Raw genomic sequence first — 14,655 nt, forward strand, 5'->3', positions numbered from 1 at the left:
GTCTGCGGTCTCATAGACTCTGGCGCTGTGGAGACCGCCGAGGGCACCTTCTGGGGGCCGGACTTCGAGCAGCTCAGCACGGCCGACCCGGAGATCGCGGAGGTGGTGCTGGGCGAGCTGGACCGGCTGCGTGGCGGGCTGCAACTGATCGCCAGCGAGAACCTCACCTCGCCCGCGGTGCTGGCCGCGCTGGGCTCCACGCTCACCAACAAGTACGCCGAGGGCTATCCGGGCCGGCGCTACTACGGCGGCTGCGCGCAGGTGGACCGGGCCGAGGAACTCGGCATCGCCCGGGCGAAGGACCTCTTCGGCGCCGAGCACGCCAACCTCCAGCCGCACTCCGGCGCGAGCGCCAACCTGGCCGCGTACGCCGCCCTGGTGCAGCCGGGTGACACGGTGCTGGCGATGGAGCTGCCGCACGGCGGGCACCTGACCCACGGCAGCCGGGTGAACTTCTCCGGCCGGTGGTTCAAGCCGGTCGGCTACACCGTCCAACGGGACACCGAGCTGATCGACTATGACGAGGTCAGGGATCTCGCCCGTACCCACCAGCCCAAGATGATCATATGTGGGGCGACCGCCTACCCACGGCTGATCGACTTCGCCCGGTTCCGGGAGATCGCCGACGAGGTCGGCGCGTACCTGATGGTGGACGCCGCGCACTTCATCGGGCTGGTCGCCGGGCAGGCGATCCCGTCGCCGGTGCCGTACGCCGACGTGGTCTGCGCGACCACCCACAAGGTGCTGCGCGGCCCGCGCGGCGGCATGATCCTCTGCCGGGAGACGCTGGCCGAACGGATCGACAAGGCGGTCTTCCCGTTCACCCAGGGCGGCCCGCTGATGCACGCCGTGGCCGCCAAGGCGGTCGCGCTGCACGAGGCGGCGCAACCGGCGTACCGCAGTTACGCCGCGCAGGTGGTGGCCAATGCGCGGGCGCTGGCCGACGGGTTGGCGGCCGAGGGGATGCGGCCGGTCTCCGGCGGCACCGACACCCACCTGGCCCTGATCGACCTGCGGGAGACCGGGGTCACCGGGGCCGAGGCGGAGGCGCGGTGCGACGCCGCGACCATCACGTTGAACAAGAACGCGATCCCGTACGACCCGCAGAAACCGATGGTCGCCTCCGGGGTCCGGGTGGGCACGCCCAGCGTCACCACCCAGGGCATGGGGGAGGCGCAGATGCGTCAGGTCGCCGGGCTGATCGCCCGCGCGGTGCGGACCGACCCGTCCGCCCCGGGCGGCGTCGACGAACTGGCCCGGATCGCCGCCGACGTGGCCGAACTGGCCGCCGAGTTCCCGGCGTACCCCCGGTGAGCGCGTCCACGGACGGACCCGGCGTAACCCCGGCGACCGCGCCCCGGGCCGGGGAACCCGGCGCCATCCGGGCCCGACTGCCGTACCTGCGCCTGCCACTGCTCGCCTGCGCCGCGCTGGCCGTGGTCGCGGTGCCGGCCGCCGCCGTGCTGCGCGGCCCGACCGGCGCGGCCGGGGTGGCCGCCGGCATCGCCCTGGTGATCGTCAGCTACCTGATCTCAGGGCTCTCGGTGGCCTGGGCGGACGCGGTCCACCCGCGACTGATCATGTCGGTGGGGCTGGTCACCTACGCCACGAAGATCGTCATCCTGGGGGTGGCGATGGCGGCCGTGGCGGCCACCGGCTGGCCCGGACTGGCCGACATGGGCGTGGCCATCATCGCGGCCGTGGTGGTGTGGACCGGTGCCCACCTGACCTGGGCGTTGCGCTCCCCGCTGCCCAGCGTGGACCGTCCGTCGGATCACTGACCGTACGGCTGGCGTTTCCCCGGCGTTTCGTCGGCCTGTCCGGCCGGCCGGACAGGAGTAGGCTGACTCCGGCTTGACGCGCCGCACCCGCCGCCCGCACGCTGCTCGCAGTGTGGGGGGTGCCGCACACTCGCGAAACACCCGGCTGATAGTGTTCGCCTCGTCATGGCCGACAACCCACACCGCAGAAGCCCCGATGAACACTCGTCGGAAGGTGTCGCCGGAGCCGTCCTCGGCTACCTGCTCGCCGGCATCGTGGTGTGGGGATTCCTCGGCTGGTTGGCGGGGGAGTTCCTGGGCCTGCCGACCGGCGTCGGAATCGCCGTGGGCATGATGCTCGGCGCAGCCGGAGCGATCTACCTGATCATGAAGAGGCTCAGTGCCTGAGTGCCGGCACGCGCGGGTCTGTCGAGTGCGGAGGATGACACGGTGAGCGGACAGCTTGTCGCCGCAGAGGGCCTTCCCTGGCCCCCCAGCGTCGGAGACTTCTACCCGCCGGATCTCGCCGGCCCGTGGGTCACGAAGTTCACGCTGATGATCTGGCTGGCCGTCGGGCTTCTGATCATCTTCTTCATGGCCACGTACCGGAACCCGAAGCTGGTGCCGAGCAAGGGCCAGTGGATGGCCGAGTCGATCTACGGCCTGGTCCGGGACAACATCGCCCGGGAGCAGATGGGCAAGGACGGCATCCGGTTCGCGCCGTACTTCACCGTGCTGTTCTGCTTCATCGCGGTGACAAACCTCTTCGGCGTCACCCCCGGGTTGCAGATCTCCCCGAACTCGCACATCGCCTTCCCGATCGTGCTAGCCGTGATCACCTACGTGATGTACCTCTACATCGGTGTCCGCAAGCAGGGTCTGGGCCGCTACCTCAAGCAGAGCCTGATCATCCCGGGCGTGCCGTGGCCGATGCACGTCCTGCTGATCCCGATCGAGTTCCTGCAGAACTTCATCAACCGACCCGTCACGCTTGCGGTACGACTCTTCGCCAACATGTTCGCCGGCCACCTGATCCTGCTGGTGTTCACCGTCGGCGGCTTCGTGATGCTGGCCTCGGACAACATCTTCATCCAGGTGACGTCGGTCTTCTCGTTCCTGATGGCGATCCTGATGGCCTTCTTCGAGGTGCTCGTCGCGCTGTTGCAGGCATACGTGTTCGTCACCCTGACCGCCAACTACATCGGCACGTCGCTCGCCGACGGGCACTGATCCACAGACCTCGGCGGGCCGCCCGGCCCGACCAAGCTTCCGGTACGACCGCGTACGCGTGAGAACTCACGCGTCTACTAGGAGGAATACCCGCAATGGACGTTATTGCCGCCATCGAGGGCAGCGTCAACACCATCGGTTACGGTCTCGCCGCCATCGGCCCCGGCATCGGTGTCGCCCTGGTCTTCGCGGCCTACATCCAGGCCAGCGCCCGCCAGCCGGAGTCCGCCGGCTACAACCGCACCTGGCTGGTCCTGGGCTTCGCGCTGGTCGAGGCGCTCGCCCTGTTCGGCCTGGTGCTCGCGTTCGCAGTCTGACGTAGCCCGACGCGACCCGGAGGTCTGACATGTATGTCGCCGCTGAAGGTGTAGAGCACCACCCGCTCGTGCCGATCTGGCAGGAGCTCGTCATCGGGTCGATCGCCTTCGCCCTGCTCTGCTTCGTGCTGCTGAAGTTCGTGATGCCGCGCATGGAGGCGATGTACCAGGCGCGGGTCGACGCGATCGAGGGCGGTCTCAAGCGTGCCGAGGCTGCTCAGGCCGAGGCCAACCAGCTGCTTGAGCAGTACCGGGCCCAGCTCGCCGAGGTGCGTACCGAGGCGGCCCGGATCCGGGACGACGCCCGCGCCGACGCCGAGTCGATCCGTACGGAGATCCTGGCCAAGGCCCGGGAGGAGTCCGACCGGATCATCGCCGCCGGCCGGGAGTCGCTGGCCGTGGAACGCCAGACCATCGTGCGCGAGCTGCGCGCGGAGGTCGGCGGCCTCGCGGTCGACCTGGCCAGCCGGATCGTGGGTGAGTCGCTCGCCGACGAGGCCCGCCGCAAGGGCACCGTCGAGCGGTTCCTCACCGACCTCGAGAGCGCGGGGGCCCGCTGATGCAGGCCGCCAGCCGGGATTCCTACGCTGCCGCGCTCGCGCGGCTGGAGGAGTACGTCGCCGGTGCCGAGCCGTCGACCGTGGCCGGCACCGGTGCGGAGCTGCTCGCCGTCGCGGACCTGCTGCGGCGGGAGGTCCGGCTGCGCCGGGCGCTCTCCGACCCGGCCCGCGAGGGTGCGGACCGCGCCGGCCTGCTGAACTCGGTGCTCTCCGGCAAGGTCGGCGCGGACACGCTCGACCTGCTCGGGGCCCTGGTCACCGGACGCTGGTCCGCGCCGTCGGAACTGCTCGACGGCGCGGAGAGCCTCGGTGTGCAGGCGCTGCTCGCCAGCGCGGACCGCGCCGACGAGCTGGGCGAGGTGGAGGACGAGCTGTTCCGCTTCGGCCAGGTGGTCGCCGCGGACCCGCAGCTGTCCAACGCCCTGTCCGACCCGATGGCGCCGGTGGCGCAGCGGGCCGAACTGGTCGGGATGCTCCTGACGGGCAAGGCCCGGCCGGTGACGGTGCGGTTGGCGGAGGCGGCGCTGGCCGGCTTCGGTGGCCGGTCGTTCACCGCCGCGTTGTCCCGGCTGGTGGAGTTGGCGGCGGAGCGGCGGGACCGGCAGGTCGCGTACGTGACGGTCGCCGCTCCGCTCACCGAGGAGGAGGAGCGACGCCTGGGCGATCGGCTTTCCGCCATATACGATCGACAGGTTGCTGTCAAGCTTACGGTTGACCCGACGATCCTCGGTGGAGTGAGCGTACGGGTGGGTTCGGACCTCTACGACGGGACGATCCTGCGCCGCCTCAACGAGACCCGCAACGCGCTCGCGAAGCGCTGACCAGCACCCCGCGAAGCGCCCGGAAAGACAGTCGACCCGAGGACCGGTCGGTACTAGGTATCCCGGGCCCCTGATACTTAAGGAAGCAGAGGATGGCCGAGCTGACCATCTCGACGGAGGAGATTCGCGGCGCCCTGGAGCGCTACGTCTCCTCCTACTCGCCCGACGTCTCCCGTGAGGAGGTCGGCACCGTCGCCGACACCGGCGACGGCATCGCCCACGTCGAGGGCCTGCCCTCGACCATGACCAACGAGCTGCTGGAGTTCGAGGACGGCACGCTCGGCGTTGCGCTGAACCTCGACGTCCGGGAGATCGGTGTCGTCGTCCTCGGCGACTACTCCGGGCTCGAAGAGGGGCAGCGCGTCAAGCGCACCGGCCGGGTGCTCTCGGTGCCGGTGGGCGACGGCTTCCTGGGCCGCGTGGTCAACGCGCTCGGCCAGCCGATCGACGGCCTCGGCGAGATCGCCGACGAGGGCTACCGTGAGCTGGAGCTGCAGGCCCCCAACGTGATGGCCCGGCAGTCCGTCTTCGAGCCGCTGCAGACCGGCATCAAGGCCATCGACGCGATGACCCCGATCGGTCGGGGCCAGCGGCAGCTGATCATCGGTGACCGGAAGACCGGCAAGACCACTGTCGCCCTGGACGCCATCCTCAACCAGCGGGAGAACTGGGCCTCCGGCGACCCGAAGAAGCAGGTCCGCTGCATCTACGTCGCCATCGGCCAGAAGGCCTCCACCATCGCCTCGATCAAGGGGCAGCTGGAGGAGGCGGGCGCGATGGAGTACACCACCATCGTCGCCTCCCCGGCCTCGGACCCGGCCGGCTTCAAGTACCTCGCCCCCTACACCGGCTCGTCCATCGGCCAGCACTGGATGTACGGCGGCAAGCACGTCCTGATCGTCTTCGACGACCTGAGCAAGCAGGCCGAGGCGTACCGGGCCGTGTCGCTGCTGCTGCGCCGTCCGCCGGGCCGCGAGGCGTACCCGGGTGACGTCTTCTACCTGCACTCCCGGCTGCTGGAGCGCTGCGCGAAGCTCTCCGACGAGATGGGTGGCGGCTCGATGACCGGCCTGCCGATCATCGAGACCAAGGCCAACGACATCTCGGCCTTCATCCCGACCAACGTCATCTCGATCACCGACGGTCAGATCTTCCTGGAGACCGACCTGTTCAACCAGGGCGTCCGGCCGGCGATCAACGTCGGTACCTCGGTCTCCCGGGTCGGCGGCGCCGCCCAGGTGAAGCCGATGCGCAAGGTGGCCGGCTCGCTGCGGCTCAACCTGGCCCAGTTCCGTGAGCTGGAGGCGTTCGCCGCCTTCGCCTCCGACCTGGACAAGGCCTCCCGCGCCCAGCTGGACCGTGGTGCCCGCCTGGTCGAGCTGCTCAAGCAGCCGAACTACTCGCCGTACCCGGTGCAGGACGAGGTCGTCTCGGTCTGGGCCGGCACCGAGGGCAAGCTGGACGACATTCCGGTCGGCGACGTGCGGCGCTTCGAGACCCAGTTCCTGGAGCACCTGCGGCGTAAGCACAACGCCACGCTTCAGGCGATCGCCGACAACAAGTGGGACGACGAGATCATCGCCACCCTTGATTCGGCCGTCGCGGAGTTCAAGCAGGGCTTCCTCGGCCGCGAGGACGAGCGCACGATCAACGAGGCGCCGGCGGCGCCGCTGGAGGGCGAGGCCGAGCACGAGACGGTCACCCGCTACAGCGGCGAGGCTCCGGCCGAGAAGCAGTAGGGCCGGGCCATGGCGGCGCAGGTACGTGTTCTTCGTCAACGGATCCGCTCGGCGAAGGGGATGAAGAAGATCACCAAGGCGATGGAGCTCGTGGCGACGAGCCGGATCGCCAAGGCCCAGGCCCGGGTGGAGGCGTCCCTGCCGTACGCCCAGGCCGTCACCGGCGTGCTCACCGCGCTGGCGTCCAACGCCTCGGTCGACCACCCGCTGCTCACCCCGCGCGAGCGGGTGCGGCGGGCGGGCGTCCTGCTGGTGACCGCCGACCGGGGTCTGGCCGGCGGCTACAGCTCCAACGCCATCCGGACGGCGGAGTCGTTGATCGCCCGGCTCAAGGCCGACGGCAAGGAGCCGGTGCTCTACGTCATCGGACGCAAGGGCGTGTCGTTCTACCGGTTCCGCAACCGGCCGATCGAGGCCAGCTGGACGGGTTTCTCGGAGCAGCCGTCCTTCACCGACGCCCGCGAGGTCGGTGAAACCCTGATCAAGGCGTTCACCGCCGGTGCGGACGACAGCGACGGTGATCCGGGCCCGGACGGGGTACGCGGCGTGGACGAGTTGCACATCGTCTACACCGAGTTCAAGTCCCTGATGACCCAGAACCCCACCACCCGCATCATCGGGCCGTTGCAGATCGAGGAACGGCCCCGGGCGGAGGGCGTCCTGCCGGCGTACGAGTTCGAGCCGGACGCGGAGGCGCTGCTCGACGCGCTGCTGCCGAAGTACATCAACACGCGGATCTACGCGGCGTTGCTGGAGTCGGCGGCCAGCGAGTCGGCGGCCCGGCGGCGGGCGATGAAGAGCGCCACCGACAACGCCGAAGAGATGATCGACAAGTACACGCGTGAGATGAACTCGGCCCGCCAGGCCGGGATCACCCAGGAGATCAGCGAGATCGTCGGCGGCGCGAACGCGCTGGCCGCGTCGGGAAGTGAAGTGTGATGACTGCCCCAGTAGAGACCAAGACGGCCACGGGTCGCGTGGTCCGGGTCATCGGCCCGGTCGTCGACGCCGAGTTCCCGCGTGACGCCATGCCGGACCTGTTCAACGCGCTGCACGTGGACGTGAACCTGTCCGGCGGCGAGAAGACGCTGACCCTGGAGGTCGCCCAGCACCTGGGCGACAACCTGGTCCGCGCCATCTCGATGCAGCCGACCGACGGCCTGGTGCGCGGTGCCGACGTGCGGGACACCGGCTTCCCGATCCGGGTGCCGGTCGGCGACGCGGTCAAGGGCCACGTCTTCAACGCCATCGGCGAGTGCCTCAACCTCACCGAGGGCGAGACCATCCAGGCCGACGACCACTGGGGCATCCACCGCAAGGCGCCGGCCTTCGCGGACCTGGAGCCGAAGACCGAGATGCTGGAGACCGGCATCAAGGTCATCGACCTGCTCGCCCCGTACGTCAAGGGCGGCAAGATCGGCCTGTTCGGCGGTGCCGGGGTGGGCAAGACGGTGCTCATCCAGGAGATGATCACCCGAGTGGCCCGCAACTTCGGTGGTACCTCGGTCTTCGCCGGCGTGGGTGAGCGCACCCGTGAGGGCAACGACCTGATCCACGAGATGACCGACTCCGGCGTCATCGACAAGACCGCTCTGGTCTACGGCCAGATGGACGAGCCGCCGGGCACCCGGCTGCGGGTCGCGCTCTCCGCGCTGACCATGGCGGAGTACTTCCGTGACGTGAAGAAGCAGGAGGTGCTGCTCTTCATCGACAACATCTTCCGCTTCACCCAGGCCGGTTCCGAGGTCTCCACCCTGCTGGGCCGGATGCCCAGCGCGGTGGGTTACCAGCCGACCCTGGCCGACGAGATGGGTGAACTCCAGGAGCGGATCACCTCCGTCCGGGGCCAGGCCATCACCTCGATGCAAGCGATCTACGTGCCGGCGGACGACTACACCGACCCGGCCCCGGCCACCACGTTCGCCCACCTGGACGCGACCACCAACCTGGAGCGGTCCATCTCCGACAAGGGCATCTACCCGGCGGTGGACCCGCTGGCCTCCTCGTCGCGGATCCTGGCCCCCGAGTTCGTCGGCCAGGAGCACTTCCAGGTGGCCAGCGAGGTGAAGCGGATCCTCCAGCGCTACAAGGACCTGCAGGACATCATCGCCATTCTCGGTATCGAGGAACTCTCCGAGGAAGACAAGATCACGGTCCAGCGGGCCCGGCGGATCGAGCGCTTCCTGTCGCAGAACACCTACGCGGCGGAGCAGTTCACCGGTGTGCCGGGCTCGACGGTCCCGATCAAGGAGACCATCGAGGCCTTCCGCAAGATCAGCGAGGGCGAGTACGACCACTTCCCCGAGCAGGCGTTCTTCATGTGCGGTGGGCTCGACGACCTGGAGAAGAAGGCCGCCGAGCTGATGAAGGGCTGACCTTCGCGCCACACACCCCCGAAAGACACGAAAAAAGAAGGCCGCCCCGGTAACCCCGGGGCGGCCTTCTGTTCATCTTCGCGACGTACCATCGCCGCTGCCCGGTTTCCCGTGCTCGGCGATCACGCCGAGTGCGAGATACCGTCAATGCGATGTCCAGGAAGGCAACCCGCGCCGTGTCGAGACACAGCCCGGTACATGTCGTGGACACCGCACAGCCACGCTCATGTGCCGATGAGCGTTGATTGGTTAAACCATTCGGCCCCGCGCGCCCGTACTTCCCCCCGGGGGCGTGACGAACGGAGATGCTTGTGGGTAAGGCCGGCAGACGCGGCAAGCGTGGTGGGCGCTCGTCGGTGTGGCGGGGTGTGCCCCGCTGGGCGCAGCTCTGCACTATCTTCGGCGTTGTCCTGATGGTGCTCAGCGGGACCAGCCTGGTGGGCGCGGAGGCGCTGATGGCCCGCTACGAGGGCGCAGTCGGCAAGGCGGACCTCTTCGGCGACCAGGCGGCCGGCGCCACTCCCAAGAGCGACATCAAGGGTCCGCTCAACATCCTGCTGGTCGGCATCGACCCCCGCGACAAGGACACTCCGCCGCTGTCCGACGCGATCATGGTGCTGCACGTGCCGAAGGAGATGGACCGCGCGTACCTCTTCTCCCTGCCGCGTGACCTCTACGTGGAGATCCCGCCGTTCGAGAAGGCTGACTTCCCCGGCGACACAACCAAGCTGAACGCGGCGATGTCGTACGGCAGCCGGGTGCCCGGCGGGAAGCCGGACGCGGCGAAGGGCTTCGAGTTGCTCGCCATCACCGTGCAGCGGGTCACCGGCATCAAGCGGTTCGACGCGGGCGCGATCATCAACTTCTCCGGCTTCCAGAAGATCGTCGACGCCATGGGCGGCGTCACGATGAAGATCGAGCGGGAGGTCCGTTCGGAGCATCGGGAGCCGAACGGCAAGCACCGCCAGGGCAACCCCAACGGCGAGGGGTACATCGGGCCGCAGGCCGTGTACCCGAAGGGCAAGCAGCACCTGAGCGGCTGGCAGGCGCTGGACTACGTCCGCCAGCGGTACCCGGAGAACGGTGTCCCCGACGGTGACTACGGTCGGCAGCGGCACCAGCAGCAGTTCGTCAAGGCGATGGCGGGTCAGGCCCTCAGCGCCGACGTGGTGACCAACCCGGTCAAGCTGGACAAGGTGCTCCGTGCGGCCGGCGAGTCCCTGATCTTCAGCGGCCGGGGGCACAGCGTGGTCGACTTCGCCGTCGCCCTCAAGGACATCCGTCCCGGCAACATCCAGATGATCAAGCTGCCGGGTGGCGGGATCAAGGAGAACGGCAAGTACCTCGGTGAACAGTTCGCACCCGAGGTGGACGACTTCTTCGTGGCTCTGGAGCGGGGACTGTTGGACCCGTTCCTGCTCGAACATCCGAAGTTGGTGAACAGGAGCTGATCGTGGCGCGGGTCTTGGCACCCGCCTGAAGAACTGGTCCCGGGCGCGACTAGAATTTCCCCAATCCGCCGCCTCAGCAAGGAGACAGCGTGGCAGAGCAGCTTAACGTCCAGCTCGTGGCCGTCGAGGAGAAGGTCTGGTCGGGCAAGGCCGAGATGGTCATGGCCCGGACGACCGAAGGTGAGCTGGGTGTGCTGCCGGGGCACGCGCCCCTGCTCGGCCAGCTCGCCGAGCCCGGCCAGGTACGCATCAAGCTCCCCGGGGGTGAGCAGCTCAGCTACGACGTGGCCGGCGGCTTCCTCTCGGTCAGCGAGCAGGGCGTGACCGTACTGGCCGAGACCGCCACTCCGGCCTCCGCAGCTTCCGGCAACTGAGCCGACCCGCCGATGGAGATCGTCGAAGGGGCCGGAATCGGCGTCGCTGTGCTCCTCGGCGCGTTCTTGTTCCTCTTCATCCGGCGGGCTCTGGTCACCCGTAGCGGAGGCATAATCCGGCTCAGTGTCCGGACCTCCACCATGCTCGACGGCCGCGGTTGGTCGCCCGGTTTCGGTCGCTTCGTCGGCGATGAGCTTCGGTGGTACCGGATGTTCAGTTTCGCCGTACGCCCCAAGCGGGTGCTGTCCCGTGAAGGGCTGGCGGTCGAACGACGGCGACTGCCCGAGGGGCAGGAACGAATGTCCATGCCGGCCGACTGGATCATCCTCCGCTGTACCAGTCGACACGCCCCGGTCGAGATCGCCATGGCACGATCCACCGTCACCGGGTTTCTCTCCTGGCTCGAGGCCGCCCCTCCGGGGGCGGTCTCGCCACGTATGGCCTCCCAGGACTGGCCGGCCGCCTGATCCGTCGCCACTTGGGTGTGGCCCGCCGTGCCCGGCTCCGCCGGTGTCCGTTGGCGATCTTGGTGCGATTTTGCCCTTGGGTGGGCGGTTTCGGACCAAGATTGCTGGGTGGTCGGGGGCTCGGGGTGGAATGGGTGGCGGGGTGGGGGCGTTGAACACTCCCGAACGGCCGTGAACGACTGCCCGCCACGGCGGGTGGCCTGGGAATGTTGGCGGGCCGGCGGTCGTTGGACATGGTCCCGGCGGCGTGAAGCGGCGATACGCCCCGCGTGCCGGAGGACTTCCCCTTTGTTTTGAGCGCCTTTTGTGCTGGTGCTTGCGTGCGCGTGTCTGCTGTCCCCCGGCGGATTGTGTGCGTTGACCCCCGATTGGAGCTTTGTCATGAACTCGATGCTGCGGAAGAGCGTGCTGGGTATCGCGGGTGTGGCGTTCACCGGTGGTCTGTTCGCTGGTCCGGTGGCCGCTCACGCCGATGTCACCCCGGTGAAGACCGTCCCGGTCGCGGCGGTGCAGGCCGATGTGCGGGCTGACAAGCCGGACATGGGCAAGCTGTTGCCGCACGGCGCCCCGGCCAACCAGTCGATGATCGAGTTGAACGATGAGCAGGTCGGCAATGTGAAGGCGATCATCGCGGCGACGAAGAAGGCCGGGATGGACGAGCGGGCCGCGGTCGTGTCGATCGCCACGGCGTTGCAGGAGTCGAAGTTGGAGAACCTGGGTCACCTGGGTGACCGCAACGACCACGACTCGCAGGGCCTGTTCCAGCAGCGCCCGTCGTCGGGTTGGGGCACGGTGGAGCAGATCACCGACCCCGAGTACTCGACCCTGGCGTTCCTGAAGGGGTTGAAGCAGGTCGACGGCTGGCAGGACATGCCCCTCACCGAAGCAGCGCAGACGGTGCAGGTGTCGGCCTACCCCGACCACTACGCCCAGTGGGAACAGCAGGCCGCCGACCTCGTCGCCGAACACTGGACCAGCTGACCCCCACCACGGTCAGACAACAACCGAAGACATTCCTCCACTGGGGGAGCAAGAACCGCTGGCCGGCACCCGACACCCGGGTGCCGGCCAGCGGCACATCCAACAACAGCAACCAAACCCGAAGACAAGCTCAGGCCGACGCCACCAACTCCACCTCGTACCCCTGACCATCGGCCAGGTACCCGGCGTACGTGTCGGGTCCGCCGGCGTACGGGTGCCGGTCGGCGAAGAGCAGCTCCCAGCCGTACGCCGGTGCCTGCTCGACCAGCCGGTCCACGGCGGCGGCCGAGCCGGCGTGGAAGGCCAGGTGGTTGAGGCCCGGGGCGCGCCGGTCGTGGCGGCTGCCGGTCAGCGCTGGTGATGCCTCAAGCACCAGATACGTCGAGCCGAGTCGCCAGGAGTGGCCGGCCGGCCACTGCTGGAACGGCGTCCAGCCCAACTCGCCGAGCAGCCAGCCCCAGCTACGCATTGCGGCGTTCAGGTCGGGTATCCAGAGCTCCACGTGGTGCAGCGCACCGACGGTTACCGCCCTCCGCCCGGCACCCATAGCACGTCTCCGTCCGGATTTGCCGTTCTTGAGAGGATAAAGAGCAGATCCGACAGCCGGTTGAGATACTTTGCCGGGAGGTGGCTGGTCCGGTCGGGGTCGTGTGCGATGAGCGCCCACGCCGACCGCTCGGCGCGCCGGGCGATCGTCCGCGCCACGTGCAGCAGTGCCGCGCCCGCGGTGCCGCCGGGGAGGATGAAGGAGTCGAGGTTGCTCAGGCGCGCGTTGTACTCGTCGCACCAGCCCTCGAGGCGCTCGACGTACTCCTCCGTGACCCGCAGCGGCGGATACTTCGGGTCCGGTTCGACAGGCGTGGACAGGTCGGCGCCCACGTCGAACAGGTCGTTCTGGATCGACCCCAGCACCGCCCGGAGCGCGTCGGGTAGCTGGCCCAGGGCGAGTGCCACGCCGAGGGCGGCGTTGCACTCGTCGACGTCGGCGTACGCGACGATCCGTGGATCGTTCTTCGGCACCTGCTCGTTGTTGCTCAGCCTGGTCATGCCGGCGTCGCCGGCCTTGGTGTAGATGCGCGTGAGGTGGACGGCCATGACGCACAGCCTACGGATACCGGACCTGACGATCCCGGCCCGGCCGGACGCCGGCACGGGTTGGCCTGCGGGCGTCGGCCCGGGTGACGCCGGTGATCCCGCGATCGCCGATGTCGACGTCATCCGGGTACGCGGTGGCGCCCGGCTCGCCGGCACGGTGCACGTGGTCGGTGCGAAGAACTCGGCGCTCAAGCTGATGGCCGCCGCGCTGCTCGCTCCCGGCCGCACGGTGATCACCAACGTGCCCCGGATCACCGACATCGCCATCATGGGGGAGGTGCTGCGCCGCCTCGGCTGCGGCGTACGGTTCGACGCCGACGATCCGGTGGACCCGATGGTGGCGATCGGCGGGGTGGCCCGGTCCCGGTCGGTCGTCATCGACGTGCCGGAGCAGCCGGGCGTCGAGGCCGACTACGACCTGGTCCGCCGGCTGCGGGCGTCGATCTGCGTGCTGGGCCCGTTGCTGGCCCGCCGCGGGTACGTGCGGGTGGCCCATCCGGGCGGTGACGCGATCGGTTCGCGGGGTCTGGACATGCACATCTCCGGGCTGACCCGGATGGGTGCCGACATCTCCGGCGAGCACGGCTTCGTGATCGCCTCGGCCCCCGACCGGCTGCGTGGCGCGGAGATCGTGCTGGACTTTCCCAGCGTCGGGGCGACCGAGAACCTCATCATGGCGGCGGTGCTGGCCGAGGGCACCACCGTGATCGAAAACGCAGCCCGTGAGCCCGAGATCGTCGACATCTGCACGATGCTCCAGCGGATGGGTGCGCTGATCGACGGCGAGGGCACTTCGACCATCACCATCGTCGGCGTACCCCGGCTGAGCCCGGTCCGGCACGCCACGGTGGGGGACCGGATCGTCGCGGGGACCTGGGCGTTCGGCGCGGCGATGACCCGTGGCGACGTGACCGTCACCGGCCTGGATCCGGCGTTCCTGGAGGTCGCGCTCGACAAGGTGGTCACCGCCGGCGGCATGGTGGAGACCCGGGCGGACTCCTTCCGGGTACGCATGGACGAGCGACCCCGCGCGGTGGACGTGGTGACGCTGCCCTATCCGGGCTTCGCCACCGACCTGCTGCCGATGGCGATCGGGCTCGCGGCGCTCAGCGAGGGCGCCTCGCTGATCACCGAGAACATCTTCGACGGCCGGTTCATGTTCGCAAACGAGATGATGCGGCTGGGCGCGGACATCAAGACCGACGGGCACCACGCGGTGGTACGCGGCCGGGAGCGGCTCTCCGGCGCGCCGGTACGTGCGACCGACATCCGGGCCGGAGCCGGGCTCATCATCGCCGGGCTCTGTGCCGACGGGGTGACCGAGGTGTCGCACGTGCACCACGTCGACCGGGGCTATCCCGACTTCGTGGCCGACCTGCGGGCGCTCGGCATCGAGGTGGAGCGGGCGACCGCACCTGAGGAACCCGAGCTGACCATCTGAGTGACCTTAGCGTGACCGGCAACAAAACTGGCGGGGCTGCGGC

Annotated in this window: 17 protein-coding genes; 15 read left to right on the plus strand and 2 right to left on the minus strand. The window is 69.1% G+C overall.

What is annotated here, in order from left to right; translation table 11 throughout:
* Positions 1-27: 27 nt before the first annotated feature.
* The 14 genes from glyA to O7624_RS21325 all read left to right on the plus strand — a co-directional run bounded on the left by glyA (position 28) and on the right by O7624_RS21325 (position 12,076).
* On the plus strand, positions 28-1,314 hold the full coding sequence (gene glyA, locus O7624_RS21260) for a serine hydroxymethyltransferase (RefSeq protein WP_282237008.1): 1,287 nt from the start codon (positions 28-30) through the stop codon (positions 1,312-1,314).
* Positions 1,311-1,781: a hypothetical protein gene (locus tag O7624_RS21265; RefSeq protein ID WP_282237009.1), complete on the plus strand. Its 471-nt coding sequence runs from the start codon at positions 1,311-1,313 to the stop codon at positions 1,779-1,781. Before glyA ends, O7624_RS21265 begins: the two co-directional genes overlap by 4 nt.
* 165 nt (positions 1,782-1,946) lie before the next feature.
* Positions 1,947-2,168 carry a hypothetical protein gene (locus O7624_RS21270; RefSeq protein ID WP_093405421.1) on the plus strand — a complete coding sequence of 74 codons (222 nt, stop codon included), beginning with the start codon at positions 1,947-1,949 and terminating at the stop codon, positions 2,166-2,168.
* On the plus strand, positions 2,169-2,990 hold the full coding sequence (gene atpB, locus O7624_RS21275) for a F0F1 ATP synthase subunit A (protein ID WP_093405424.1): 822 nt from the start codon (positions 2,169-2,171) through the stop codon (positions 2,988-2,990).
* 95 nt (positions 2,991-3,085) lie between these two features.
* Entirely contained in the window at positions 3,086-3,307 is a 222-nt protein-coding gene (gene atpE / locus O7624_RS21280) for an ATP synthase F0 subunit C (RefSeq protein WP_013735640.1), read from the plus strand.
* 29 nt (positions 3,308-3,336) lie between these two features.
* Positions 3,337-3,867 (plus strand): F0F1 ATP synthase subunit B, encoded by a 531-nt coding sequence (locus O7624_RS21285; protein ID WP_093405427.1) that lies wholly within the window; start codon positions 3,337-3,339, stop codon positions 3,865-3,867.
* Positions 3,867-4,688: a F0F1 ATP synthase subunit delta gene (locus O7624_RS21290; protein ID WP_282237010.1), complete on the plus strand. Its 822-nt coding sequence runs from the start codon at positions 3,867-3,869 to the stop codon at positions 4,686-4,688. The genes O7624_RS21285 and O7624_RS21290 overlap by 1 nt, the downstream gene beginning before the upstream one ends.
* 92 nt (positions 4,689-4,780) lie before the next feature.
* A complete protein-coding gene (gene atpA, locus O7624_RS21295; protein WP_282237011.1) occupies positions 4,781-6,427 on the plus strand; it encodes a F0F1 ATP synthase subunit alpha in 1,647 nt (548 codons plus the stop codon).
* Between the two features lie 9 nt (positions 6,428-6,436).
* Positions 6,437-7,366, plus strand: a complete 930-nt coding sequence (locus O7624_RS21300) for a F0F1 ATP synthase subunit gamma (RefSeq protein WP_282237012.1) — start codon at positions 6,437-6,439, stop codon at positions 7,364-7,366.
* A complete protein-coding gene (gene atpD / locus O7624_RS21305; RefSeq protein ID WP_282237013.1) occupies positions 7,366-8,802 on the plus strand; it encodes a F0F1 ATP synthase subunit beta in 1,437 nt (478 codons plus the stop codon). Before O7624_RS21300 ends, atpD begins: the two co-directional genes overlap by 1 nt.
* A gap of 305 nt (positions 8,803-9,107) precedes the next feature.
* A complete protein-coding gene (locus tag O7624_RS21310; RefSeq protein ID WP_282237014.1) occupies positions 9,108-10,253 on the plus strand; it encodes an LCP family protein in 1,146 nt (381 codons plus the stop codon).
* A gap of 89 nt (positions 10,254-10,342) precedes the next feature.
* Positions 10,343-10,627: a F0F1 ATP synthase subunit epsilon gene (locus O7624_RS21315; protein ID WP_093405444.1), complete on the plus strand. Its 285-nt coding sequence runs from the start codon at positions 10,343-10,345 to the stop codon at positions 10,625-10,627.
* 12 nt (positions 10,628-10,639) lie between these two features.
* The gene (locus O7624_RS21320; protein ID WP_282237015.1) at positions 10,640-11,095 is read left to right on the plus strand and encodes a DUF2550 domain-containing protein; all 456 of its coding nucleotides are present in this window, start codon (positions 10,640-10,642) and stop codon (positions 11,093-11,095) included.
* A gap of 381 nt (positions 11,096-11,476) precedes the next feature.
* A complete protein-coding gene (locus O7624_RS21325) occupies positions 11,477-12,076 on the plus strand; it encodes a hypothetical protein (protein ID WP_282237016.1) in 600 nt (199 codons plus the stop codon).
* 130 nt (positions 12,077-12,206) lie between these two features.
* Here O7624_RS21325 and O7624_RS21330 read toward each other — a convergent pair whose 3' ends face one another.
* Together O7624_RS21330 and O7624_RS21335 are read right to left on the minus strand one after the other, a co-directional pair.
* Complete coding sequence (locus tag O7624_RS21330; RefSeq protein WP_282237017.1) at positions 12,207-12,623, minus strand: VOC family protein; 417 nt, start codon at positions 12,621-12,623, stop codon at positions 12,207-12,209.
* The gene (locus O7624_RS21335; protein ID WP_093410647.1) at positions 12,599-13,171 is read right to left on the minus strand and encodes a cob(I)yrinic acid a,c-diamide adenosyltransferase; all 573 of its coding nucleotides are present in this window, start codon (positions 13,169-13,171) and stop codon (positions 12,599-12,601) included. The genes O7624_RS21330 and O7624_RS21335 overlap by 25 nt, the downstream gene beginning before the upstream one ends.
* Here O7624_RS21335 and murA point away from each other — a divergent pair.
* Positions 13,170-14,612, plus strand: coding sequence for a UDP-N-acetylglucosamine 1-carboxyvinyltransferase (murA, locus tag O7624_RS21340; RefSeq protein ID WP_093410644.1), 1,443 nt, complete (start codon positions 13,170-13,172; stop codon positions 14,610-14,612). The two genes, O7624_RS21335 and murA, sit on opposite strands and share 2 nt — an antisense overlap.
* Positions 14,613-14,655 lie beyond the last annotated feature (43 nt).

This window comes from Verrucosispora sp. WMMD1129, from assembly GCF_029581255.1.
Taxonomy (GTDB): domain Bacteria; phylum Actinomycetota; class Actinomycetes; order Mycobacteriales; family Micromonosporaceae; genus Micromonospora; species Micromonospora sediminimaris.